We start from the raw sequence: 21,423 nt of genomic DNA, 5'->3' as shown, positions 1-21,423 counted from the left end.
CCAGGTGCCGCACGAGGTTGCGCTCGGCAGGGCGGGGGCGGGGCTGGGGTGACGGGTGGGCAGGCGGGCGGGCAGGGCCAGAGCGGGTGGGGCAGGCGGCGACAGCGCTAGCGGCCGAGCACCCCGCGAAGGAAGTCCTCTGCCACCGAGGGAAGCCGGGCGCCGCGCCGCCACACCGCGTGCAGGTGTCGGCGTAGGTCCACCTCGGGCAGATCGATCTCCACCAGCCGCCCGTCGCTGACCTCCGCACTCACGGCGAGCGCGCTCAGCACCGCCGGATACCCACCCGAAGCCACCTCCACCTTCACGGCCGCGTTCGACCCCAGCTCCAGGGCAGGCTGCACGGGCACACCCAGGGCACGGGTGAGCGCATCCCTGGTGCCGGACCCATCCTCACGGGAGGCCAGGTCCAGGCCGAGGAGCTGTTCGCGGGTGAGCGGACGCCGTCGGCGGGCGAGCGGATGATCAGGGCCCACCACGAGGGCGAGCCGGTCGGTGCCGACCCGCCGTCGAGCGAGATCGGCCGGCACCGTGGGCGACTCGACGAACCCGAGGTCGATCTCCCGCGACCGCAGAGCGGCGACCACGTCCGCGGAGTTCATCACCCGCAGCCGTACCGGTCGCCCTTCGCTGCGCCTCCGGTAGGCAGCCAGCCATGCGGGCATCAGGTACTCCCCCACGGTCTGACTGGCGGCAACAGTGAGCTGGGAGTCATGCTCGGCGGCGAGCGCTTGGGCTCCGGTGATCAGCACGTCGGCCGCTTCGACGACGGCCCTCGCCCAGTCGGTCACGGTTCGCCCGTCCGCGGTGAGCTCCGCGCCGCGGCTGCGCCGGTCCACCAGCTCCAGCCCGAGGCGACGCTCCAGGTCTTTGATCCGGGCGCTTGCCGAGGGCTGACTCACCCCTGCCGCACGCGCGGCAGCAGAGATGCTCCCACGGTCAGCAACCGCGACGAGCAGTCGCAGCATGTCGAGAGTGACGTCCTTCGGAGCCGGCATACCTATAGGCTACGCCTATATTCATCAAGTGACCCGGTAGGTACCGAAGGGTGCAGAGCACGGGCAGCATCATCAGTATGGCCACCACCGAGCACGCCACGGACGCGGCGCACCACCCGGCGCCCGCCGACCCGGCACCCGGCGCCCCACTCACCGCGCTCCTGGTGTGTGCCACGATCACGGCCGCCGCCACCCTCGCTAGCTGGCTATTCCCGCTGGTCGGGGCGCCGGTGATCGCGGTGGTCGCCGGTGCCTTCGTCGCCACCGCGGTAAGCACCGAGCGCCGGCAGGCCTGGGCACCTGTTCTCCCGATCGCCAGCAGGTGGGGGCTGCAGATCGCCGTGGTCTTGCTCGGCGTGCACCTGTCCTTGGGTGAGGTGGCCGCCGTCGGGAGCCAAGCGCTCCCCGTGACCATCGGAACCTTGCTGCTCTGCCTGGGGGCCGCCGTCGGGCTCGGACGGCTGCTCGGGGTGGACGGGGACCTGCGCACCCTGATCGGGGTGGGCACGGCGGTGTGCGGGGCCTCGGCGATCGCGGCTGTGACCCCGGTGCTGCGCCCGGCCGGCACCCGGGTGGCCTACGCGTTGAGCACCGTGTTCGTGTTCAACATCGCCGCGGTGCTGCTCTTCCCGCCGCTGGGGCATGCCTTGGGGCTGAGCGACGAGGCCTTCGGGGTGCTCGCCGGCACTGCGGTGAATGACATGTCCTCGGTGGTGGCCGCGGCCGGCAGCTACTCCCCCGAGGCCGCGCACACCGCGGTGGTGGTCAAGCTCAGCCGCACCCTGGCGATCGTCCCGATCTGCCTGGTGCTAGGCATGCTGGTGGCGCGGCGGGAGCGGGCCACCTCCGCGCACCGCCCGGTGTGGCGCCTCGTGCCCTGGTTCCTGGTGGCATTCGTCGCGGTCGCCGCGGCGAACAGCCTCGGCTGGGTGCCGGGCCCCGTCCAGGACGTCGCTGCCGGCCTGTCGAGCCTGCTCATCACCGCCGCCCTGGCGGCGATCGGGCTCGCCACCGATCTCCCGGCACTGCGACGCACCGGAGCCACCCCGCTGCTGCTCGGCGGCGCCTTGTGGCTGATCGTCACCGGTGGGAGCCTCGGCCTGCAGGCAGCCTTCGGCGGGTTCTGAGTCAGGTCCCCAACAGTTCGGTACGGACAGCCTCGTCGAGCTTGCTGACGGCGGTGCGCAGGGCCGGGCGGGGCAGGTCGCCGCCGCGCCGCCGCAAGAAGGCGATCGCAGCCGCCGGGTCTTGCACGCTCACCTCCCGCAGCGCCACGCCCACCGAGGCCGTCACCTCCGTGTGTGGGTCGCCAGCGAGCAGCTCGGCGACCGCGAGCGCCTCGGCGATCTCGCCGTTGCGCACCAGCCAGAACGTGGCGGTGATCGCTGACCGCCGTTCGGCGAGGTTCGGCGAGCTGGCAAGGATCTCCAGCACGCCGCGGTCGGTGCGGGTGAGCAGCCATCCGCCGAGCACGCGGGGTGCGGCGCGGTCCACGAAGTCCCAGGTGTCGAGGGTGTCGTGGTGATCCAGGTAGAGATCGGCGAGCTCGGCACGCTGATCGTCGGTGAGCCGCTTCCTCGCTCGGAAGTCGAGGATGCTCACCCCCACCATCCGCGCTTCGTACCAGGGGGATCGCAGCAGTTCGGCCACCGCTTGCAGGTCAGTCTCGGTGCGTTGCTTCGCAATGTCGAACACGGTGCCCATCCGCACCCCGAGCGGCCGGCTGCTGCCCCGGAGCCGGCGGCTGATCTTCTCGCGTTCGGTCTCGGTGGCGTGCTCGCGCAGCGCGGCGATGACCTCCTCGACGGTCGAGTCCGTGTTCATGGGGCCACTCGGTGGCGGCGGATCCACGGGTCGACGGTGGCGTGGAAGGCGTCGGTGCGGTCACGGCGCACGCAGTGACCGGCCCCGGGAATGACGGCGATCTCGACGTGCGGGTTGCCGATTCCGCGGATCTCGGCGAGCCGTTCCTCGGCGAGGATCACGCCGTCGGTGCCGGTGACCAGCAGGGTCGGCACGGTGAGGTGACCGACGATCTCTCGCCAGGGATCCGACGGCGTCGCGCGCCCGAGGGAGAGGAAGGCCCGGTCGGTCTGGTCGTAGGAACGGCGCCAGGGCTCGATCTCGCTGGCCGGCCAGTTCTCGCCGGGGGCGCCTCGGCCGCCGAGGAAGTCCTGGCCACGCTGCCGTTGCTGGTCCGGGGTGAGGTCACGCCAGGCGGGGTCTTCGAGGACCAGTGCGGTGACGAGATCGGGACGTCGGTGAGTGATGGCTGCGGCGACCGCACCTCCCATGGAGTGCCCTACCAGGATCACCAGGGACCCGAGCTGTTCCAGGACGGCGATGGTCTCGGCGAGCATCGGCTCGATCGGGTCAGCGGCCAGTTCGTCGGGGCGGAACCGGTCCGACTCACCGTGCCCGAGCGCGTCCAGGGCGATCACGCGGTAGGTCGGGTGCCAGCGGTTCACGGCATCGGCCCAGCAGAGACCGGAGTCAGTGATGCCGTGCAGCAGCACGAGCGTGGCTTCCGCCTCAGGGGCATCCCAGGTGTGCACGGCCAGGCGAGAACTCATGCCGGAAGTGTACGAGCGGGCACCGACGCTGGCGCCCGGGCCCCTGCACCCGATTAGGCTGACGGCACCGACGAGGAGGAGGCAGCGGTGGCGGGAGCGACGGAGACGACCACGGCCGCGGTGCTCGCCGAGCTGGCTGAGCTCGAGGACCCGAAGGTCCGTGCGGCCAACGCTGCCCGAGGCGACGACCATGGCGTGAACCTGAGCAAGCTGCGCGCCGTGGCGAAGGGGTTGAAGACTCAGCCCGCGCTCGCGCGTGAACTCTGGGACACCGGTGATACCGCGGCTCGGTTGCTCTCGCTGTTGATCTGTCGGCCGAAGACCTTCCAGCCCGACGAGCTGGACGCGATGCTGCGAGCGGCCGACGGACCCAAGGTGCACGACTGGCTGGTCAACTACGTGGTGAAGAAGAACCCGCACGTCGAGGAACTGCGGGAGGCGTGGATGGCAGACACCGATCCAGTGGTCGCCAGTGGCGGGTGGGCGCTGACAGCCGATCGGGTGGTGAAGACGCCGGACGGCCTGGATCTGGCCGGACTGCTCGAGGTGATCGAGGCGGAGATGGCCGGTGCGCCCGACCGGCTGCAGTGGGCAATGAACACCTGCCTCGCGCAGATCGGCATCGAGCACCTGGAGCACCGCGACCGGGCGATCGAGATCGGTGAACGGCTCAGAGTGCTCGAGGACTACCCGACGCCGAAGGGGTGTACGTCCCCGTTCGCACCGACGTGGATCGCCGAGATGGTCCGGCGCCATGAGGATGGGTAGGACCATGGAGCTCGCCTTCGTCCCGTTGCGCCGCGCCGACTTCGCCCTGCTCAGCCGGTGGCTGACCGCACCGCTGGTATCCCGCTGGTGGGCAGAGCCGGCGGACCTGGAGTCGATCGAGCGCGAGTACGGACCACGCGTGGACGGAACAGACCTGGCGCCGACCTGGATCGTGCACCTGGAGGGCCGCCCGGTCGCGATGATCCAGTGGTACCGCTACTCCGACGAACCCGAGTATCTCGCTGAGGTGGGGCAGTTTCTGCCGGTGCCAGACAATGCCGTCTCGATCGACTATCTGATCGGTGCGGAGTCCGCCGTCGGGCGCGGGGTGGGCCCGGCCATGATCGACCAGCTCGTCCGCCTGCAGTGGGAGCGTGAACCCGACACCGGGGATGCCGTGGTTCCGGTACACGCAGACAACAGGCGGTCATGGCGCGCGTTGGAGAAGGCCGGCTTCGAGCATCTGACCGACGCCGAGCTCGACCCGGACAATCCCGTCGACGACCGGCGGCACAGGATCATGGTGCGACGCCGCCCGCCTCGCTGAGGAGTGCCACCCGGCGATACCTCTCACCGGGACGCGGCCCACAACCTGGTCATCGCGGCGAGACCGGATGCCGTGTGGCTGGCGAGCCGAGTCCGCACGTGCTCCAGCTCGGGCGACGAGTACCCGGCAGGTATGCGCGCCGGGTTCAGTGCCACGCCGTGAGCCCAGGCGTCGATGTCTGATTCCGCGCCGAAGGCCATCGCCGATCGGGTGCCCAGAACGTTCATCGCGAGCCAGTCCGTGAGCGTGTTTGCTGACGGGCTGGACGGACACACCGTGTTCTTCACGGCGTCCCCTTCTCGCGTGGCCTCGACGTAGCCGATGAGCGCCGCCCCGAAGCACGGGAACCCGGCCCGCGTCGACTGTGTCCGGATGGCGTCGTTGCCCCAGATCGGCATCGCGGACCCTTCCCGGAAAGCGTGCACAGCGCAGTGCACGATCAGGGCGTCGTGGCTGACTTCGGCGGATCCGTCGTCGAAAATCAGGCGCCCCGGTTCGGCACGGCGCAGGCGTCCGAGACGGACGACGTTCTCGATGCTGCGCAACAGCTCCAGCTCCCAGGTGGCCAGGGTGGGTGTGCGCGCCATCGTGGGCGTGCGCGTCCGGTCGATGCGGAGCATGATGCCGAGCTCCTCCAGGCGCGCGAACAGGTCGTCGACGGAGCGCGCGACCTCAGCCGCCTGAAGCGTGTCGGCCGCCATCCCCAGGAACACTTCCGGGGATGGCTGGACCTTGGCGCGGTTGAGCATCCAGGGCTCCCGGGGCCGAACCCAGCAGATGGCATCGGGAGCGACTCCCTCGCCGAGCAACCAGACCACGGCATCGGTCGCCGTCTTCCCGGACCCCACGATGACGTACTGGCTGGGAGCATCCTCGACCCGTGGCAGATCGTTGACCGGAACGACCCGCGCTCCGCCGGTGGCCTCGAACGGAGGGGGTGTCGTCGCAGGGATCTCGGGGGCGATGAAGCGTGCGTCCACGATCCGGCACTGCTCCCCCACGACGAACTCCGTGCCGCCACTGGCGAGGACCCGCCGATCCCAGTCGTAGTCGCTGGAGGCCAGGAACTCGACCTGCCCGGAGGGGAGGAAGCGATCGTTCAGCACCGTCTCGTAATAGGCACAGATCTGCTCACGGTTCGCTCGTTCGTGCAGCCCCGCCTCAGGGCCATCCACCTGACGGCGGCCCTCACCCAGGAGCGTGGAGGCCACTCCGTAGAAGGCCGAGGCTTGGTGAAGGCGGACGAACGGGTAGGCGTCGAGCCAGTGCCCGCCGGGGGCAGGGCGCCGGTCAGTGAGCACTACTCGTGCATCGCAGTGATCGATCAACGAATCGGTGAAGGCCATTCCGGTGGCCCCGGCCCCGACGACGAGATAGTCCGCATCGATGCCGACCGGCGATCCACCCTGCCCGTCGCGTGTTCGTTGCAACCGAGTCTCCCTGGGCACCAGCAGATTCGTGGATGTGGCCTGCAGCATAGCGCTGTCGTCGCGCGGGGTCGGCGCGGACCGCGGAGCCGCATCGGCTGGCGCGAGAGCGACGTCGACCCGCGTTACGGTGTCCGTCCGACGACGCATGCTGGAGGAATGACGATGGCGGAGCAGGTGCGCTTCCCGAGCTCGACCGGGCCGATGCTCACGGGTGTGCTGGATGTGCCGGTGGGTGAGGTTCGCGGCTGGGGCGTGTTCGTGCACGGCTTCACCCTGGGCAAGGACTGCCCCGCGGCAGCGCGGATCTGCAAGCAGCTCGCGGCCGAGGGCATCGGAATGCTCCGCTTCGACGCTCTGGGACTCACCGACTCGGACGGGGACTGGGGAGACGGGTCGTTCACGGTGAAGGTGCGCGACACCGTGGTGGCCACGCGATTCATGGCCGAGCGGGGCACCCCGGTCTCGATGCTGGTCGGGCACTCCTGGGGTGGTGCGGCCGCGATCGCCGCCGGCCGGGACGCACAGGTGGGGGCCGTCGTCAGCATCGCAGCACCGTCGGACCCCAGCAACGTGGAACGGCACTATGACGCAGTCGTCGATCGCGCCTGCCAGGACGGAAGCGCCGAGTGGCTCGTCGGCGGACGAGCGCTGACGCTCAAACGGGACTTCGTCGAGGACGTCCGCAGGGCGGACCTGACCGACAAGGTGACCGCATTGGACCGGCCGCTGCTGATCATGCACTCACCGACCGACCAGACGGTCGGGATCGACAACGCCAGCGAGATCTTCCGGATGGCCCGCCACCCGCGCAGCTTCGTCTCGCTCGAAGGTGCCGATCACCTGCTCACCGAGCCGGGACAGGCACAGCGGGCGGCCCGGATCGCGGCAGCGTGGGTGGAGCCCTACCTGGGGTGACCCTCAGCCGGCAGCACGCGAGGTAGCGCGCAGGCTGATCAGGTGAGCTGCTCGGCCAAGGAGACGATGATCCCCGCCGGACCCCGGAGATAGCACAGTCGAAAACTGTCCTGGTACTGCGCTACCTCACCGATGAGTTCCCCACCGTGGGCTCGCACGCTGGCGATGGTCGCGTCGAGGTCGTCGACGGCGAACATGACGCTGCGTAGGCCCAGCGTGTTGCCGAGGGCGTTCTCAGGCTGCGCGCTGATCGCCGTCGGGTGGTGGAACTTCGTCAGCTCCAGCCGACCGTGCCCGTCCGGGGTCCGCATCATCGCAATGTCCACGCGGACGTGGTCGAGTGCGTTCACCCGGTCGACCCACGGCCCCTCGATGGGCGCCGTTCCCTCCAGTTCCATTCCGAGCGCGGTGAAGAACTCCACAGCCGCGTCCAGGTCGTCAACGACGACGCTCACATGGTCCATCCGCACAATCGTCATGGTGCCTCTCCTTCATCTCATGCGGCCTGGTACAGCCGCCTGTGCTCCTAGGACGGAACCGCCGCCGCGTTCTCGACAGCCCGGCCGCTCATCTCAGTTCCTGCGCCCCGATCACCGAGAGCAGCTGCAGATTTCCGCTGAGTTGGCGGGCGTCAGTTTTCCGTCATGAGCCCGCGACGGCGGCCCCTCCCTCTCGAGTGAGCGCACCTGCCGTCGGTGCGCACCGCACGTCAGAACAACGGCCACGGCACGGCTGGAGCATCTCCACCCGGGCTCGGGAAAGCGCCGGTGGCGCGCAGCCGCTCGCATCGCGCGGCGAGGGCCTCAACCTCCGGCTCGCTCAGCAGGAGAGCGAGCTGCTCCCCCAGATCGCCGCTCAGCTCCGACCGCACCCGCTCCACCCCGGCCACCTCGTCCGGATCGAGCGGCTCGTCGATCCACCCCCACAGCACGGTGCGCAGCTTGGGCTCGGTGTGGAAGCTGACCCCGTGGTCCACGCCGTAGCGGTGGCCGTCGGTGGCCGGCAGGATGTGGCTGCCCTTGCGGTCGGCGTTGTTCACCAGAACGTCGAAGACGGCGATCCGCCGCAGGGCGGCAGCGTCCTCATGGATCACGGAGACGATCTGCCCGTTCTCGTCGTGCCCCTCCATCACGGTGCACCAGCCCTTGGTAGGGACCTCTGTCGAGGGGACGACATCCACCGGGTCCTGCTCGAGGTCCGGTTCCTGCCACAGCTGCACCATGCCGGTGCCGAACGGTCCGTCGCGGAGCCAGGTGCGCGGGACGATCCGCCAGTCAAGGGCTTCCGAGACCAGGTAGGCGGCTACTTCCCGGGACGCGAGGGTTCCGTCCGGGAAGTCCCACAGGGGCCGCTCGCCGGCAATCGGCTTGTAGACGACGGCGTCGTCACCGATCCGTCCGACGAATGTGGCGTTGGAGGCGACCGTGATGCGGCCCGCGAGATTCAGCTCACCGTGCTGGAGATCCACGTCACCGGGCTCGAGGTCGAGCCGCAACGGCTCACCGGTCATCGAGGAGGTTGCACACATGTCCGTCCGGGTCGACCGGGCGGGCGCAGAGCGGGCAGATCGGGCGTCCGGCATGCGCCACCTGGCGGGTGCGTTGCGCGAACGCTCGCGCGGCACCGACCGGGATCCGCACGCGGAGCATCTCGCTCGGCTCGTCGGCTGCGTCCTCGCCCGCGCCGAGCACGTCGCCCTCCTCCGGCACCTCGAGGGCGAACGCCTCGATGAGGATCTGCGCGGTCCGGGGGTCCCAGCCGAGGCTCATCGCCCCGGAACGGAACTCCTCGATCACGGGCTCGTCCAGGGGGTCCTCGTCGACGAGCTCGCCCGGGACTTCCTTGGGGGCGGTGACGGGGTGGTTCTGGTCGGCCGAGAGCTCATCGAGGAGCTCGTCCATCTTCTCGGCGAGGAGCACGGACTGCTCCTTCTCGAGCGCGACACAGGTGGAACGGGTGCCATGCCGCACCTGCAGGTAGAAGGTGCGTTCACCGGGGCGGCCGACAGTGCCGACAACGACGCGATCGGGCCAGTCGTACTCATGGACGAGGGTCGACATGATGCCAGTCTACGAGCCGGCGTCTCCCCCGTCATCGACACCCGCCCGTTCATGTCCGGCCCCGCCCCCGACCGGCGCGTCGGCGACCGGCCCGCCGGCCCGTAGCCACGTGAGATCTCCGAACTCGGTGTTGGTCGAGACCACGTCTGGCCGGGAGGCGCCGTAGCGGACCACGGAGATGGACGCCGGGCCGACGTTGAGTCGTTGGAAGAGGTCCAGGTGCATGCCCAGCGCATCGGCGAGGACGGACTTGATGATGTCACCGTGGCTGACCACGGCCCAGACCGCACCTGCGCCGTGCTTCGTCTCGATCTCAGCATCGCGGCGCCGGATAGCGCCCACCGCGCGGGCCTGCATCGCCGCCAGCGACTCACCCCCGGGGAAGACGACGGCAGAGGGCTGGCCCTGGACCACCGGCCACAGCGGCTCCTTGACGAGGTCGCCCAGCGACAGACCCTGCCACCGTCCGTAGTCGCACTCGGTGACGGCTTCATCCAGCCGCAGCTCGAGATCGTCCTGCTGCTTCAGGAGAGTCCGGGCGGTCTGCACGCACCGCTCGATCGGACTGGAGACCACCTCCACCAAGGGAACTACGGCGAGTCGCTGCGCCGTGCGCTCGGCCTGCTCCCGGCCGAGGTCGTCGAGAAGCACACCTGGCGTGCGACCGGCGAGGACGCCGTCGACGTTGGCGGTCGAACGACCGTGCCGGACGAGGATGACGGTGGCCATGGGTGCAGCCTAGGACCCCGCCTGTGCGCCGGCGGTGCGGGTCTCGTCCCAGCTCGTCTGCAGCGCCTGCACGAAGACCTCCAGCGGCTGGGCACCCGAGACGGCGTACCGGCCGGCAAAAACGAAGAATGGCACCCCGGTGACGCCGATCTCCTCCGCCTGCCGCCGGTCCTCCTCGACGGCATCGGCATGCTCGCCGCTGGCCAGTGCGGCGAGCGCGGCCTCCCGGTCCAGCCCGGTCTCCGCGGCGAGGTCACCGAGCACCTGCGGGTCGGCGATGTTGAGCCCGTCGGTGAAGTAGGCCCGGAACAGGCGCTGGATCATCTCGCGCTGCCTGCCGTGGCCGGCGGCATGATGGCTGAGTTCGTGCGCCTTCCGGGTGGTGACCGCCGCCGCCCGGTCAAAGCGGTAGTCGAGTCCGAGCTCCTGCCCCCGGGCCGCCACCTGCTCGTTCATCGCGGCCGCCTGCTCGCGGGGGATGCCGTGCTTGCTCGAGAGCAGCTCGTCGACGGGCACCGGGACATCGCTGGTCAGGTCGGGCATGAGGAGGAAGCTGCGATACCGCACCTGCACCGGGTGGCCGAACTGCTCCAGCGCCTGCGTGAGCAGCGCATCACCCATGGAGCAGAACGGGCACATGACGTCGCTCCACACGTCAACCGTGAGCACCTCCCGCTCGACATCGGCCTCTCCCGCGCTCATCTGCCCCGCCTTCCTCGAGTCATGACGCCACTCTGACATGATCTGTCAGCCCTCACGCGCGCGCGTGAGGGCAGGCATGAGAGGAGCAGCGTGACCGAGGTGAACGAATTCGGCCAGCCCGTCGGCGACGTGGTCCGGGACTGGAGTCCGGCGCAACGCCCGGCGGCCGAGACTCTCCGCGGCCGGTACTCCACACTGGAGCGCCTCGACCCTGCCCGGCACGCCGACGATCTGTACGACGCGTACGCCGCCGCCCCCGATGCTCGGGACTGGACGTACCTCGGCGTCGGCCCGTTCACCGTTAGGGAGGAGTATCACGACTGGGCACAGGGAGTGGCGAGCAGCACGGACCCCCGGCACTACGCCGTCGTGAACAACACGACAGGGCGCGCCCTGGGCACGCTGGCGCTGATGCGCCAGGACCCCGACAACGGCGTGATCGAGGTGGGATGGGTGACCTTCTCCCGTGCGTTGCAGCGCACGCGGGCGTCCACCGAGGCGCACTACCTCCTGATGCGGTACGTCTTCGACCAGCTCGGGTACCGCCGTTGCGAGTGGAAGTGCGACAGTCTCAACGCCCCCTCACGCAGGGCCGCAGCCCGCCTCGGTTTCACCGACGAGGGCACATTCCGGCAAGCCGTCATTGTGAAGGGGCGCAGCCGGGACACGGCTTGGTTCTCCCTCACCGACGGCGAGTGGCCGGGTGTGCGTGCGGGGTTCGAGGCGTGGCTCGAGCCGAGCAATTTCGACGACGACGGCCGGCAGCTCTCCCCGCTGCGCACCCGTGCGTAGGACGTCATCGTTCCGGGCGGACCAGTCCGGACTCGTAGGCGGTGATGACCATCTGGGTGCGGTCGCGCAGTCCCAGCTTGCTCAAGATGCGGCTGACGTGGGTCTTGACCGTCTGTTCGGAGACGAAGAGCTCGTTCGCGATCTCCGCGTTGGAGTAGCCGCGGGCCACGGCGCCCATCACCTCGAGCTCGCGTTCGGTGAGATCGCTTAGCTCTGGGCCCGGCCCGGAGGGGCGGTGCGGCCGGGCAGCGTAGTCGGCGATCAGCGAGCGGGTCACGCTCGGTGACAGCAGCGCCTCCCCCGCGGCCACCACCCGCACGGCATGGATCAGCTCGTCGGGCGGGGAGTCCTTGAGCAGGAATCCACTGGCACCGGCGCGCATGGCCGAGAAGATGTACTCATCCGCGTCGAAGGTGGTCAGAATGATCACGCGCGGCGGCGTGCCCGGCATGGCGCCGATGGCACGGGTGGCGTCAAGCCCACTGACCTTCGGCATACGGATGTCCATCAGCACCACGTCGGGCTGGGTGCGGCGCATCAGATCGGTGATGCCGAGCCCGTCCTCGGCGGTGCCCACCACGGCGATGCCCTGCTGGGCGTCGAGCAGGGCGGCGAATCCTGCGCGGATCATCGACTGATCGTCGACGATCGCCACCCGGATCTCCGGCCGCTCGTCCGCCGACGGGCCGGGGGTGGAATGAGGGACCATGGGTCCCAAACTATCGGTGCATGCGCCTGGTTGCGGCGACCGAGGCGGATATCCCTCGCAAGTAGGGGGCGGATTGGCTCTCAGGAGGGACGCGACGTGAGACGGGGTGACCATAGCGTGCCGGGAATGAACGCGCAGGCACCACCCAGACGGCTCGCCCGGCTCGGCCACGACTTCCGCTACGTCCTGCCCGGGCTGCCGTTGGCTGTGGTGAGTTTCGCCCTGTTGGTGCCGCTGAGCGCTGCATCGATCGGTACCTTCGTCATCTGGTTGGGTGCCCTGCTGATGCCCCTGACGTTGCTGCTCGCCACCAGCATGGCCGATCTCTCCCGCAGCCGACTGCGGTCCTGGGGCCTGCAGGTCGCGCGACCGCACTACAAGCCCACCACGAAGAGCGTCACCGGGCTCATGCGGGTGATGACCGACCATCGCCGCTGGCTGGATCTGGCGTTCGAAGCCATCATCGCCTTCCCGCTACGGCTGATCCTCTTCGTGGTCTCCGTGGTCTGGCTGGGCCTGGCGCTGGGGGGCCTGACCTCGTGGTTCTGGAAACTCTTCATCCCCGGGGAACCGAGCGCAGGCAGTGGGTGGCCGTTGCTGCTGGGACTGATCGCTCCGAGCCTCGCCCCACAGACGGCACTCGGGATGTATGTCCTCGACTCTGCGGTCAACCTGGCGATCGGCGTGGGTGCCCTGATCGGCCTGCCGTGGGTGGTCCGTGGCCTTGCCGAGGCAGACGCGCGGATCACCCACGCCCTGTTGGGCGGGTCTGCCGCGCGGGAGGGCACGGACGTCCCCACCGAGACCCGGCCGTCATCGTCCGGTATGTCGATGAACACCACCGGGTGGGCATGGGTCAGCACGGGTTTCGCCGCCGCGATCCTGCTCGCGGTCGGCTGGCCGATGCTCGCCACTGTGCACAACATTCATCCGGCGATCGCGATGGTCCTGGCGCTCACGCAGAGCGTCGCTCTGGTGCTCGCGGTGCGCTGGGCCGGTGGCGCCGCTGCTCTCATGCTGCTCTCGGCCCTGGGCACGGTGCTCGCCTCCTCAGACCTCACCGGGGCATTCTTCTCCGCCGAGGGTCCGTGGCCGTGGCCGGTGACCAGTCTGATCGCCTACAGCCTGATGATCGTGGTGCTTGCCCTGCGCCACCACTGGCTCTGGGCTGCAGCAATCTGGTCCGCAGGGACCATGCTGACCGCCGGGGCGTTCCTGGTGATCGCCAGGCATATTCCCGACGGCGCACTGGCCAATGCCATTGTGCTCACGTCGGTCAGTGCTGGCCTGGGGCTGCTGGCGATCCTCGGGCGTACGTGGCTGCAGAACCTCGGCCGGGCGGAGCAGGCCGAACGCGTGAGTGCCGAGGAGCTGCAGCGGCGTCGTGACCTGGAAGAACGGAATCGGATCGCGCGAGAGTTGCATGACGTGGTCGCGCACAGCATGTCGGTCATCAATGTCCAGTCCACGACGGCGCGGTACCGCAAACCCGGTATCGCACCGGAGATCCAGCAGGAGTTCGACGACATCGCGCAGTCCTCCCGTCAGGCACTGAACGAGATGCGGGCCCTGCTGGCGCTGCTCCGCACCGGCGAGGTGCCGACCGCGCCGGTGCCCACGGTGGCCGACATCCCGGACCTCATCGAGGCCACCCGTGCCTCAGGTGCCCAGATCAGCTACTCCGGACCGGACGCCGAGGTCTCCCCGGCGGTCGGGCTGACGGCCTACCGGGTGGTTCAGGAGGGACTGAGCAACGCACTGCGGCACTCCCCCGGTTCCACCGTGGAGGTCACGGTAGCGACCGAGACCGACGCCGTGAGCGTGGAGGTGCTGAACTCGGCGCCGGCCTCCGACGCGGAGCACGCCTCTGGCTCAGGCCTGGGTCTGGCGGGCGTCCGCGAGCGCCTCAGCACGGTGGGCGGCACGGTCGAGGCAGGCCCCCAGCCCGAGGGTGGCTTCAGGCTGTACGCGTGCATCCCGCTCGACGGCGGCCGTACTGCTTCTTCAGACCCCCTACCTGAGTAGGGGCTGAGGTTGGCTCCTGCGGGTGACGCGCAGAGGCCGGTCAGGTTCCTAGCGTCTCCAGCATGACGACGATCACCGCACCCGGTCCCACATCGGGGTCGGCTCCCGCACGCCGGGCGCCGCGACCGAACCCCACCAAGGACTTCCTGGAACTGTCCCGCCGTGTGAAGGCCGCTGGTCTGATGCAACGCCGGCCGGGCTGGTACGTGCTGCGGGCGATCGTGCTGGCTTCTGCCTTCGCAGGCGCCGTTGCGTTACTGCTCACGCTGGGGCAGAGCCCGTGGCAGCTCGCAGTGGCCGGACTGTTCGGTGTGCTGCTCACCCAGGCGGCGTTCTTCGGCCACGATGCGGCGCACCAGCAGGTGTTCAATTCCTCCAACCGCAACGAGTGGCTCTCGCGGGTCATCGCCAATCTCGTGGTCGGGCTCAGCCACGGCTGGTGGGCTCGCAAACACGGCAAGCACCACGCCCGGCCCAACACCATCGGCAAGGACGGCGACATCGCCACCGGCGCGCTGGTCTTCGACCCGCAGGACGTGCCCGAACGTACCGGGGTGATCGGGTGGATCACCCGACGGCAGGGGTGGCTGTTCTTCCCGATGCTGACGCTGGAGGGCCTCAACCTGCACGTCAGCGCCGTGCGCACGATCGCCGAGGACCGGGAGATGAGTGCCCGCCGGATCGAGGCGCTGTTCCTGGCCATCCGCCTGCTCGGATTCCCGGCTCTGGTCATCGTCACGCTGGGACCCTGGCTCGGACTGGCGTTCCTCGCCGTCCAGCTGATGGTCTTCGGCGTGTACATGGGTGCCAGCTTCGCGCCGAACCACAAGGGAATGCCACTGCTCGCCGAGCGCGACACGATCGACTTCCTGCGCCGGCAGGTGCTCACCTCCCGCAACATCGGCGGGGGTCGGCCGATCTTCTGGGCGATGGGCGGGCTGAACCACCAGATCGAGCACCACCTGTTCCCGCGGATGCCCAGCGTGAACCTCCCGCTGGTGCGGCCGATGGTGCGTGAGTACTGCGCCGAGAAGAACATCCCCTACACCGAGACCGGCTTGTTCGAGTCCTACGGCATCGTCATCCGGTACCTCAACCGCGTCGGTCTGGGCGAGGCGGACCCGTTCGAGTGCCCGCTGACGGCGCGCTTTCGGCCGTTCTAAGCTGGGAACACGCGGTCAGCCCGCGTCCAGGGTGCGGTCGAGGATCTCCCGCGTGACCTCGAGCGGAAGATGACCCAGGCTGACCAGCCCGGCCAGACCGTGGGCGGTCGCCCACAGGCGGCGCCCGGTCACCTCGGGTGGCCCGGTGAGGACCCCGGCAGTGATCGCGTCCCCGACCAGGTGATCCAGGAGGGCGATGTGCCGCCCCGCGTGGACGCCCAGTCCGGTCGGCCCGGGGCCTCTGTTGACGGCCGGGTCGAACACCACCACGAACCGCGACGGATAGTTCGCCGCCCAGGTGACGTAGGCGACGCCAGCCGCGAGCAGGTTGGCTCGGGCGTCAACACCCGCGGCCGAGGCCTCCTGATGGTCGACGAAGTCGGCCATCCACAGGGCGGCCAGCTCTGCGACGAGGTGGTCCCGGTCGGAGAAGTGACGGTACGGGGCCGCGTGACTGACTCCGGCCTCGCGCGCGAGCTCGCGCAGGCTGAACCGTCGAGCCGCATCGGCGTCGATCATCCGCTCCGCGGCACGCAACAGCGCGTTCTTCAGGTCGCCGTGGTGATACGTAGATGTTGACATCGTCTACATCGTACTCCTAGAGTGCGCAAAGACGCATGTAGACAATGGCAACATCAGGAGCGTGTGATGTCTGTGATGAAAGTGGTCAACCTGGTTCCGAGCCTGCTGCTGCACCTCCCCTTGCTCCATCGCGTGCTCAGCGGCCGCTACCTCATCCTCGAGTTCACCGGCCGGAGGTCGGGCCGCCGGTTCCGGACCCCGGTCGCCTACGTGCGCGATGGGTCCGCGGTGCTGATGTCTACCGATTCGCCGTGGTGGCGCAATGTGGCGAGCAACCCCGGGGTGGGGCTGCGACTGCGCGGCCGGGAGGTATCCGGAACGGCCTCGGTGATCGATGATGGTCACGCAGCGCGGGCGCACCTGGCGCGACTTTCGACCATCCCGGGATATGCAAAGGCTGCGGGACTGGAGCGCGTGGGTGGGCAGGTGCCCGCGATGGCGATTGCGGAAGCGCTCGACTCCGGTCGCCGAGTGATCCGGATCGAGGTCGCGGCATGACAGGGTTCGAGCAAGGTCTCACCGCAGCCACTCTCCTGGTCGCCGGCTTCACGGCCTGCGCCGAGTTCGGCTCCTACGCCTTCGTGCACCCCGTGCTGCGCCGCCTCCCGATCGAGCAGCACATCGCGGTCGAGCAGGGGCTGGTCCGCACCTTCGGCCGGTTCATGCCGTTCGCGATGACGGGCTCGCTGCTGCTCGTCGTCGCGTGGGTCTCGGTGCGACCCGGCCCCTGGCTCGGCGAGGCGGCCGCTGTCGCGCTCTGGGCCTTCGGACTGGTCACCACGATCCTGGTCAATGTGCGGATCAACGCCGTGACCGCCCGATGGAAATCGGATGGCGACTCCGATACCTGGCGGGCGATGCGAGCCCGTTGGGAGTTGTTCCAGGGCGTGCGTTCCTGGGCCTTCCTGGCCTCGTTCGCGGTCGTGGTCGTACTGGTCGCGTGGTGGTGAACCGCCCTGCGGGCGTTCATCGACGAACACCTCGACCACGTTCAGTACGGATCTGCGAGCGAGTACGCCCGCGATCTGGTTCGTCGGGGCCGTGATCGACAGCGGCTCCGCGCACTCCTCGAGGAAGGCGCAACGTCACCGAGCACCCCCGCGGTTAGATCACTGAGGCACTCCTCCGAGGTGGGAATCCCCGAGCTGCGGTCCATGAGCCTCACACGTCGCCCCTTCTGTGATCTTCCGGATTCCCGGCACGATCAGATCGACGTCTGGCGCATACTCCAAAGAGCGACATCTCGAGAGGCAATCCTTGGTCGCGAGGTCGACGTCCTCACGCCCGACCTCCTTCGCGAGCCGGTCTCTCAGACCGCGATGGCCGACACACAGGCGCCTAGTGAGACGCGAGCGCCACAGCCGTGGCCCCTAGGGCCGCCTGGCCGGTCGCCCGAGAAGGCCTCCACATGCCCACCAACGGACACCCGAGTTCGGCAGCAATTCGGCCCGGTCGCTGACCTCTGCCAGTAACCAGGCCGAATCCTGATGGTGGAGCTAGGGGGATTCGAACCCCCGACCTTCTCATTGCGAACGAGACGCGCTACCAACTGCGCCATAGCCCCAGGGCGGGATCCAGGATAGCACTTCTGAGCCCGTGCGATCTTCCCTGCCGGCGCCCCAGCCGCGGTGACTCCTGTCACGGTTAGGAGCCACTGCCCTCGGCACATCACGGCGTGAGGCCTGCCGTCACGGACGATGGGTATCGGCGCCACGACGGCCGGCCACCGGTCACGCCGCTACCCGAACTCCGCCAGGAGAATTGCCATTGCTGCCATGATGTGCATGCAAGTTTCGTATGATGGCTCGGCGCGAACCCGTTGCACCGGATACGAGGATCGAGGACCCATGACACGTACGGCGGCGTCCACGGCAGTGACCGGGACCCAGAGTGTCGAACGCGCCCTCTCCCTACTCAGCGCCTTCAGTGACGAGCGTCCGGAGTTCCGGATATCCGAGCTCGGGGCGATGGCCGGCCTCGGGCAATCCACCGCGTCGCGCCTGGTCAGCGCTCTGGAAGGGCTGGGCTATCTCGTCCAGGACCCGCGGAGCGGACTGTACCGGCTCGGCCCGAAGCTCGTCACACTCGCCGGTGTCGCCTTGAACCAGTCGCCCGTGCTGCACCAGGCGCGCCAAGCCGCTCAGAACTTGGCCCATCGGCTGGGTCTTGGCGTGAACATCGCCGAACGCCACGGTGACGAGTACTTCTATCTCGCTCATTTCGAGGGGCCTCGCGCTCCCCGCAACTTCACCTTGCTCGGCCGGAGCGGTCCGTTGCACGCGACCGGGCTCGGCAAGTCTCTCGTCTGCGACATGTCCCGTGAGCAGCTCCAGGGCCTTCTCGGCGACACCCTGCACGCCTTCACCCCGCACACGGTGACGGGTGTCGAGGCGCTTGCCGACGCCGTCCGCGAGGTCCGTCTCCGTGGCTATGCGACCGAGGTCGAGGAGCTGGCGTTCGGGCGGGCATGCCTGGCTGCGCCGATCCGAGACCGTTCTGGCGCCATCGTCGCTGCACTGTCGGTCTCGGGCCCACTCTCGGTCATGGACCTGACGAACGAGGAGCAGACACTCTCCCTCACGGTGATCGAGTGTGCCGACCACATCTCCACCGCCCTGGGGTACCACCCGGCTGCTCCGCGACCGGCCTGAGAGGTTCAGTCCACCCAGCCCGCCCGGAGATCGTCCCGCAGCCAGGCCGCCGGCGAGGACACCGACAGTCCACCATCCACCGGGAGCACCACCCCGGTGATGAAGCTCGCACGTTCCGAAGCCAGATACACGACGGCGTCCGCCACCTCGTGCGGATGCCCCACCCGCCGTAGTGGGTAGCCCTCGGCATCCTCGGCGGCATCCGTAGCGACCGCGCCGGGTGCCACGGCGTTCACCCGTATGCCTGCTGGTCCATGTTCCACAGCCAACTGGCGTACGAGTGCCTCGACCCCTCCCTTCGCCGCCGAATACACAGATCTGCCCGGCACCATGCGGCTGGCATTGACCGAGCTGACTGCGACGATCGCCGCGTCTCGGCCGAGCAGCGGCACCGCCGCGCGGGCGATATAGAAGAACGAGTCGAGTGTGGCACCGATGCCCTGGCGCCACTGCTCGTCGGTTGTCGCTGTCAACCGCGCCATCGGCATCACCGCAGCGGCCGGCACGATCACGTCGAGGCGCCCGAGCGTGTCACGCGCCGCGGCCACCACATCGGCTGCGAGCTGAGGTTGTGTGCAGTCGGCCACGAGGTGCGCGGTGAGCGAACTCGCCGACGACTCCTCGGCCGAGACACCGACGACACGATCGCCTGACTCGGCGAATGCCTGCGCGATCGCCCGACCGATCTCGGACGAGGCCCCGACCAGGAGAACTCCACGGCCGCCCATCACGGCTCCACCGGTGGCAGATCGAGGACCTGTAGCACGCCGTCGAGGTTTCGCCGAGTCACGGCGTCCAGCTCACGCGAGGGCGCGCGGACCGTCGCATCGTCGATCAGGCCGCGTCGCACCAGCACCTCCTTGTGAACCGCCCATGCCAAGCCGGGCTGCAGGCCGTGGACGATCAACGGGAGCAATCGTGCCAGACCCTGACGGGCACCGACCCGGTCCCCCGCGACCCACTGCGCCAAGATCGGAGCCAGCACATCGGAGAACTCACACGCGGGCATGGTGCCGACGGCGCCTGCAGCGTATTCGTCGAGGCAGAACTGGGCATTCTGGCCCCCCAGGACGGCGAAGTCCAGGTCGTCGATCGCAGTTCGAACCGCTCCGACCTTCGCTGCGGTGGGCGGCACCTCCACCTTGACCGAGGTCACGCCGTCTAGCCCGCTCAACTCCTCGATGAGCGAAGGCGGCATGGTCACGCCGGTCACAGCCGAGTCCTGCACCATGATCGGCGCAGTGGCCACCGCACCGAGCCGCCCGTAGAACTCCACGAGCTGCTGGGCGGTGGGTCGCACCAGGAATGGTGGCAGCACCATGAGGGCTTGTACTCCCTCGAACTCCTGCGCCTGCTCCTCGGCAACCTCGAAGGACGTCTCTGCGATGCCCGCGACGACCGGCACCTCACCGGCGACGACGTCAAGGACGGCACTGAGGATCTCCTGCCGCTCGGCCGCGCGGAGCGCGAATCCCTCGCTCGCCATCCCGAACACGGCCACACCATCGACGCCGCTGCGCAGTTGAAACTCCGTCAGCCGCCGTAGACCGGGCAGGTCGAGCGAGCCGTCCGGGTGGAACGGGGTGGCGAGGATCGGGACGAGACCGGCGATCATCCCGCCACCTCCGCCAGTCGACGGACCGCTTCCTCGTCCACGTCGACTCCGAGACCTGGTCCATGTGGAGGTGTGAACGCATTCGATCTGACCTCGATCGGGTTCCGCAGGATCCGCGATCCGATCTCGGTGGAGGCGACCTGGTACTCGAAGACCGACGTCGTCTCGGCTGCGGCGGCCATGCACAGACCCGCCGCGAGCGCGAGACCGAGCCCGGAGGAGTGATGAGGCGCAACAGGCAGGTGGCGTGCGGCCGCCAGCTCAGCGATCACCAGTCCCTCCGTCATCCCGGTGCGGCCGATGTCGGGCTGAGCTATTCCTATCGCACCTGCGTCAAACCACTGTTGGAACTCATACCGGTTGCGCATCGCCTCACCGACGGCGATCGGCACTCGGCTCCGACGCCCCAGTTCTGCATGCGCCGCGAGATCCTCGGGCATCAGCGGCGCCTCCAGGAACCATCCGTCGCGCTCGGCGAGACCGTCCGCCAGGCGGAGCGCGTCGTGGAACGGGTATACCCAATGGGCATCGACGGCGAGCCGAACGTCGGGGACAGCGGCGCGGACGGCGTCGAACGTCGCAAGGTCGGAATCCACTCCGTGACCGAGATGGAGCTTGATCGCGTTCGCGCCACGATCGATCCACTCGCGCGCCAGGTCGGCACGGTGAGCATCATCGACGCCGGGCAGACCCGACACATAGGTCGGGACCTCGTCCCGGAACGCTCCGCCGGCGATCTCCGGGATGCTGCGTCCCGCGAGCCGGCCGGCAAGGTCCCACAGCGCGATGTCCACTGCCGCGAGCGCATCGGCCTGATGCCCCACAAGATGGCCACGCTCGCGCATCAGATCCCGCAGGGTGCACCAGGACCGACGGGGCATCGTCGCGTCCAAGCCGACGAGAACGGGGGCGAGCAGCAGATCGACTACTGCTCGAGGCACCTCTGGCGCGACGGGGGCGAGCGCCTCACCCCATCCGACTGTGCCGTCCTCTGCGGTCACCCGTACGAGCAGTGACTCGAACCTGGACGAGTACAGGCTGCGCCACGGCGGCCGCACGTGGTAGCCATCGGGCCGCTCCTGACCCACGACGCCCTGATACCCCACACCACCGTCGATCTTCAGAACGAAGGTCTCTACCTGACGAACGTGCATGCTCATTCCG

At 69.0% G+C, this 21,423-nt stretch carries 24 protein-coding genes and 1 tRNA gene; 10 read left to right on the top strand and 15 right to left on the bottom strand.

Annotated elements, in window-relative coordinates:
• Positions 1-107: 107 nt before the first annotated feature.
• Positions 108-968: a LysR family transcriptional regulator gene (locus BLU77_RS18715; RefSeq protein WP_425441238.1), complete on the bottom strand. Its 861-nt coding sequence runs from the start codon at positions 966-968 to the stop codon at positions 108-110.
• 107 nt (positions 969-1,075) lie between these two features.
• Between BLU77_RS18715 and BLU77_RS18710 the strand changes: the two genes are divergently transcribed.
• A complete protein-coding gene (locus BLU77_RS18710) occupies positions 1,076-2,125 on the top strand; it encodes a YeiH family protein (protein WP_089776007.1) in 1,050 nt (349 codons plus the stop codon).
• A gap of 1 nt (position 2,126) precedes the next feature.
• Here the strand turns inward: BLU77_RS18710 and BLU77_RS18705 are convergent, their stop codons facing one another.
• Both BLU77_RS18705 and BLU77_RS18700 read right to left on the bottom strand, forming a co-directional pair.
• Positions 2,127-2,822 carry a DNA alkylation repair protein gene (locus tag BLU77_RS18705; protein WP_089774632.1) on the bottom strand — a complete coding sequence of 232 codons (696 nt, stop codon included), beginning with the start codon at positions 2,820-2,822 and terminating at the stop codon, positions 2,127-2,129.
• Positions 2,819-3,571, bottom strand: a complete 753-nt coding sequence (locus BLU77_RS18700; protein WP_175477214.1) for an alpha/beta fold hydrolase — start codon at positions 3,569-3,571, stop codon at positions 2,819-2,821. The genes BLU77_RS18705 and BLU77_RS18700 overlap by 4 nt, the downstream gene beginning before the upstream one ends.
• Positions 3,572-3,658: 87 nt before the next feature.
• On the opposite strand from BLU77_RS18700, the gene BLU77_RS18695 reads away from it, so the two are divergent.
• Positions 3,659-4,339 (top strand): DNA alkylation repair protein, encoded by a 681-nt coding sequence (locus BLU77_RS18695; RefSeq protein WP_089774628.1) that lies wholly within the window; start codon positions 3,659-3,661, stop codon positions 4,337-4,339.
• A 4-nt stretch (positions 4,340-4,343) separates the two neighbouring features.
• Entirely contained in the window at positions 4,344-4,886 is a 543-nt protein-coding gene (locus tag BLU77_RS18690) for a GNAT family N-acetyltransferase (RefSeq protein WP_175477213.1), read from the top strand.
• Positions 4,887-4,909: 23 nt separating this feature from the next.
• Here BLU77_RS18690 and BLU77_RS18685 read toward each other — a convergent pair whose 3' ends face one another.
• The gene (locus BLU77_RS18685) at positions 4,910-6,316 is read right to left on the bottom strand and encodes an NAD(P)-binding protein (protein ID WP_245708941.1); all 1,407 of its coding nucleotides are present in this window, start codon (positions 6,314-6,316) and stop codon (positions 4,910-4,912) included.
• Positions 6,317-6,472: 156 nt separating this feature from the next.
• On the opposite strand from BLU77_RS18685, the gene BLU77_RS18680 reads away from it, so the two are divergent.
• Entirely contained in the window at positions 6,473-7,231 is a 759-nt protein-coding gene (locus BLU77_RS18680; protein WP_217632505.1) for an alpha/beta hydrolase family protein, read from the top strand.
• A 38-nt stretch (positions 7,232-7,269) separates the two neighbouring features.
• Here the strand turns inward: BLU77_RS18680 and BLU77_RS18675 are convergent, their stop codons facing one another.
• The 5 genes from BLU77_RS18675 to BLU77_RS18655 form a co-directional block, all read right to left on the bottom strand.
• Positions 7,270-7,710, bottom strand: coding sequence for a VOC family protein (locus BLU77_RS18675; protein WP_089774625.1), 441 nt, complete (start codon positions 7,708-7,710; stop codon positions 7,270-7,272).
• 230 nt (positions 7,711-7,940) lie between these two features.
• Entirely contained in the window at positions 7,941-8,741 is an 801-nt protein-coding gene (locus BLU77_RS18670; RefSeq protein ID WP_089774624.1) for an SCO1664 family protein, read from the bottom strand.
• Positions 8,731-9,291, bottom strand: a complete 561-nt coding sequence (locus BLU77_RS18665) for a DUF3090 domain-containing protein (protein ID WP_089774622.1) — start codon at positions 9,289-9,291, stop codon at positions 8,731-8,733. The genes BLU77_RS18670 and BLU77_RS18665 overlap by 11 nt, the downstream gene beginning before the upstream one ends.
• Before the next feature lie 9 nt (positions 9,292-9,300).
• The gene (locus BLU77_RS18660) at positions 9,301-10,020 is read right to left on the bottom strand and encodes an MSMEG_4193 family putative phosphomutase (RefSeq protein WP_089774620.1); all 720 of its coding nucleotides are present in this window, start codon (positions 10,018-10,020) and stop codon (positions 9,301-9,303) included.
• Positions 10,021-10,029: 9 nt separating this feature from the next.
• Positions 10,030-10,722, bottom strand: coding sequence for a DsbA family oxidoreductase (locus BLU77_RS18655; RefSeq protein ID WP_089774618.1), 693 nt, complete (start codon positions 10,720-10,722; stop codon positions 10,030-10,032).
• A 90-nt stretch (positions 10,723-10,812) separates the two neighbouring features.
• Between BLU77_RS18655 and BLU77_RS18650 the strand changes: the two genes are divergently transcribed.
• Positions 10,813-11,514 carry a GNAT family N-acetyltransferase gene (locus BLU77_RS18650; protein WP_089774616.1) on the top strand — a complete coding sequence of 234 codons (702 nt, stop codon included), beginning with the start codon at positions 10,813-10,815 and terminating at the stop codon, positions 11,512-11,514.
• Between the two features lie 4 nt (positions 11,515-11,518).
• Here the strand turns inward: BLU77_RS18650 and BLU77_RS18645 are convergent, their stop codons facing one another.
• Complete coding sequence (locus BLU77_RS18645) at positions 11,519-12,223, bottom strand: response regulator (RefSeq protein WP_089774615.1); 705 nt, start codon at positions 12,221-12,223, stop codon at positions 11,519-11,521.
• A 126-nt stretch (positions 12,224-12,349) separates the two neighbouring features.
• Here BLU77_RS18645 and BLU77_RS18640 point away from each other — a divergent pair, with 126 nt between their 5' ends.
• Together BLU77_RS18640 and BLU77_RS18635 are read left to right on the top strand one after the other, a co-directional pair.
• Positions 12,350-14,248, top strand: coding sequence for a sensor histidine kinase (locus BLU77_RS18640; protein WP_175477212.1), 1,899 nt, complete (start codon positions 12,350-12,352; stop codon positions 14,246-14,248).
• Positions 14,249-14,310: 62 nt separating this feature from the next.
• A complete protein-coding gene (locus tag BLU77_RS18635; protein WP_089774611.1) occupies positions 14,311-15,411 on the top strand; it encodes a fatty acid desaturase family protein in 1,101 nt (366 codons plus the stop codon).
• A gap of 15 nt (positions 15,412-15,426) precedes the next feature.
• On the opposite strand, the gene BLU77_RS18630 is transcribed toward BLU77_RS18635, so the two are convergent.
• Entirely contained in the window at positions 15,427-15,993 is a 567-nt protein-coding gene (locus BLU77_RS18630) for a TetR/AcrR family transcriptional regulator (RefSeq protein ID WP_089774609.1), read from the bottom strand.
• 66 nt (positions 15,994-16,059) lie between these two features.
• On the opposite strand from BLU77_RS18630, the gene BLU77_RS18625 reads away from it, so the two are divergent.
• Both BLU77_RS18625 and BLU77_RS18620 read left to right on the top strand, forming a co-directional pair.
• Entirely contained in the window at positions 16,060-16,491 is a 432-nt protein-coding gene (locus BLU77_RS18625; RefSeq protein ID WP_089774607.1) for a nitroreductase/quinone reductase family protein, read from the top strand.
• Positions 16,488-16,943 carry an anthrone oxygenase family protein gene (locus tag BLU77_RS18620; protein WP_089774605.1) on the top strand — a complete coding sequence of 152 codons (456 nt, stop codon included), beginning with the start codon at positions 16,488-16,490 and terminating at the stop codon, positions 16,941-16,943. The genes BLU77_RS18625 and BLU77_RS18620 overlap by 4 nt, the downstream gene beginning before the upstream one ends.
• Positions 16,944-17,481: 538 nt before the next feature.
• On the opposite strand, the gene BLU77_RS18615 is transcribed toward BLU77_RS18620, so the two are convergent.
• Positions 17,482-17,557, bottom strand: a tRNA-Ala gene (locus tag BLU77_RS18615).
• 283 nt (positions 17,558-17,840) lie between these two features.
• Here BLU77_RS18615 and BLU77_RS18610 point away from each other — a divergent pair.
• Positions 17,841-18,644, top strand: a complete 804-nt coding sequence (locus BLU77_RS18610) for an IclR family transcriptional regulator (protein ID WP_089774603.1) — start codon at positions 17,841-17,843, stop codon at positions 18,642-18,644.
• A 5-nt stretch (positions 18,645-18,649) separates the two neighbouring features.
• Here BLU77_RS18610 and BLU77_RS18605 read toward each other — a convergent pair whose 3' ends face one another.
• Genes BLU77_RS18605 through BLU77_RS18595 form a run of 3 tightly spaced genes read right to left on the bottom strand, consistent with a single transcriptional unit; the run spans position 18,650 to position 21,419 of the window.
• The gene (locus tag BLU77_RS18605; RefSeq protein ID WP_089774601.1) at positions 18,650-19,372 is read right to left on the bottom strand and encodes an SDR family oxidoreductase; all 723 of its coding nucleotides are present in this window, start codon (positions 19,370-19,372) and stop codon (positions 18,650-18,652) included.
• Positions 19,372-20,259, bottom strand: a complete 888-nt coding sequence (locus BLU77_RS18600) for a dihydrodipicolinate synthase family protein (protein WP_089774599.1) — start codon at positions 20,257-20,259, stop codon at positions 19,372-19,374. Before BLU77_RS18600 ends, BLU77_RS18605 begins: the two co-directional genes overlap by 1 nt.
• Complete coding sequence (locus tag BLU77_RS18595; RefSeq protein ID WP_245708940.1) at positions 20,256-21,419, bottom strand: mandelate racemase/muconate lactonizing enzyme family protein; 1,164 nt, start codon at positions 21,417-21,419, stop codon at positions 20,256-20,258. Before BLU77_RS18595 ends, BLU77_RS18600 begins: the two co-directional genes overlap by 4 nt.
• Positions 21,420-21,423: the final 4 nt, after the last annotated feature.

This window comes from Ruania alba, assembly GCF_900105765.1.
GTDB classification, from domain to species: Bacteria; Actinomycetota; Actinomycetes; order Actinomycetales; family Beutenbergiaceae; genus Ruania; species Ruania alba.
Note: the sequence above shows the minus strand (reverse complement) of the source record. Positions and strands in the feature narration are given on the sequence as shown.

Excerpts from the sequence above, each read along its gene's own strand:
- BLU77_RS18715 (WP_425441238.1), bottom strand. The coding sequence starts at position 968 with ATGCTGCGACTGCTCGTCGCGGTTGCTGACCGTGGGAGCATCTCTGCT.
- BLU77_RS18710 (WP_089776007.1), top strand. The coding sequence starts at position 1,076 with ATGGCCACCACCGAGCACGCCACGGACGCGGCGCACCACCCGGCGCCC.
- BLU77_RS18705 (WP_089774632.1), bottom strand. The coding sequence starts at position 2,822 with ATGAACACGGACTCGACCGTCGAGGAGGTCATCGCCGCGCTGCGCGAG.
- BLU77_RS18700 (WP_175477214.1), bottom strand. The coding sequence starts at position 3,571 with ATGAGTTCTCGCCTGGCCGTGCACACCTGGGATGCCCCTGAGGCGGAA.
- BLU77_RS18690 (WP_175477213.1), top strand. The coding sequence starts at position 4,344 with ATGGAGCTCGCCTTCGTCCCGTTGCGCCGCGCCGACTTCGCCCTGCTC.
- BLU77_RS18680 (WP_217632505.1), top strand. The coding sequence starts at position 6,473 with ATGACGATGGCGGAGCAGGTGCGCTTCCCGAGCTCGACCGGGCCGATG.
- BLU77_RS18675 (WP_089774625.1), bottom strand. The coding sequence starts at position 7,710 with ATGACGATTGTGCGGATGGACCATGTGAGCGTCGTCGTTGACGACCTG.
- BLU77_RS18670 (WP_089774624.1), bottom strand. The coding sequence starts at position 8,741 with ATGACCGGTGAGCCGTTGCGGCTCGACCTCGAGCCCGGTGACGTGGAT.
- BLU77_RS18665 (WP_089774622.1), bottom strand. The coding sequence starts at position 9,291 with ATGTCGACCCTCGTCCATGAGTACGACTGGCCCGATCGCGTCGTTGTC.
- BLU77_RS18660 (WP_089774620.1), bottom strand. The coding sequence starts at position 10,020 with ATGGCCACCGTCATCCTCGTCCGGCACGGTCGTTCGACCGCCAACGTC.
- BLU77_RS18655 (WP_089774618.1), bottom strand. The coding sequence starts at position 10,722 with ATGAGCGCGGGAGAGGCCGATGTCGAGCGGGAGGTGCTCACGGTTGAC.
- BLU77_RS18645 (WP_089774615.1), bottom strand. The coding sequence starts at position 12,223 with ATGGTCCCTCATTCCACCCCCGGCCCGTCGGCGGACGAGCGGCCGGAG.
- BLU77_RS18640 (WP_175477212.1), top strand. The coding sequence starts at position 12,350 with ATGAACGCGCAGGCACCACCCAGACGGCTCGCCCGGCTCGGCCACGAC.
- BLU77_RS18635 (WP_089774611.1), top strand. The coding sequence starts at position 14,311 with ATGACGACGATCACCGCACCCGGTCCCACATCGGGGTCGGCTCCCGCA.
- BLU77_RS18630 (WP_089774609.1), bottom strand. The coding sequence starts at position 15,993 with ATGTCAACATCTACGTATCACCACGGCGACCTGAAGAACGCGCTGTTG.
- BLU77_RS18625 (WP_089774607.1), top strand. The coding sequence starts at position 16,060 with ATGTCTGTGATGAAAGTGGTCAACCTGGTTCCGAGCCTGCTGCTGCAC.
- BLU77_RS18620 (WP_089774605.1), top strand. The coding sequence starts at position 16,488 with ATGACAGGGTTCGAGCAAGGTCTCACCGCAGCCACTCTCCTGGTCGCC.
- BLU77_RS18610 (WP_089774603.1), top strand. The coding sequence starts at position 17,841 with ATGACACGTACGGCGGCGTCCACGGCAGTGACCGGGACCCAGAGTGTC.
- BLU77_RS18605 (WP_089774601.1), bottom strand. The coding sequence starts at position 19,372 with ATGGGCGGCCGTGGAGTTCTCCTGGTCGGGGCCTCGTCCGAGATCGGT.
- BLU77_RS18600 (WP_089774599.1), bottom strand. The coding sequence starts at position 20,259 with ATGATCGCCGGTCTCGTCCCGATCCTCGCCACCCCGTTCCACCCGGAC.
- BLU77_RS18595 (WP_245708940.1), bottom strand. The coding sequence starts at position 21,419 with ATGAGCATGCACGTTCGTCAGGTAGAGACCTTCGTTCTGAAGATCGAC.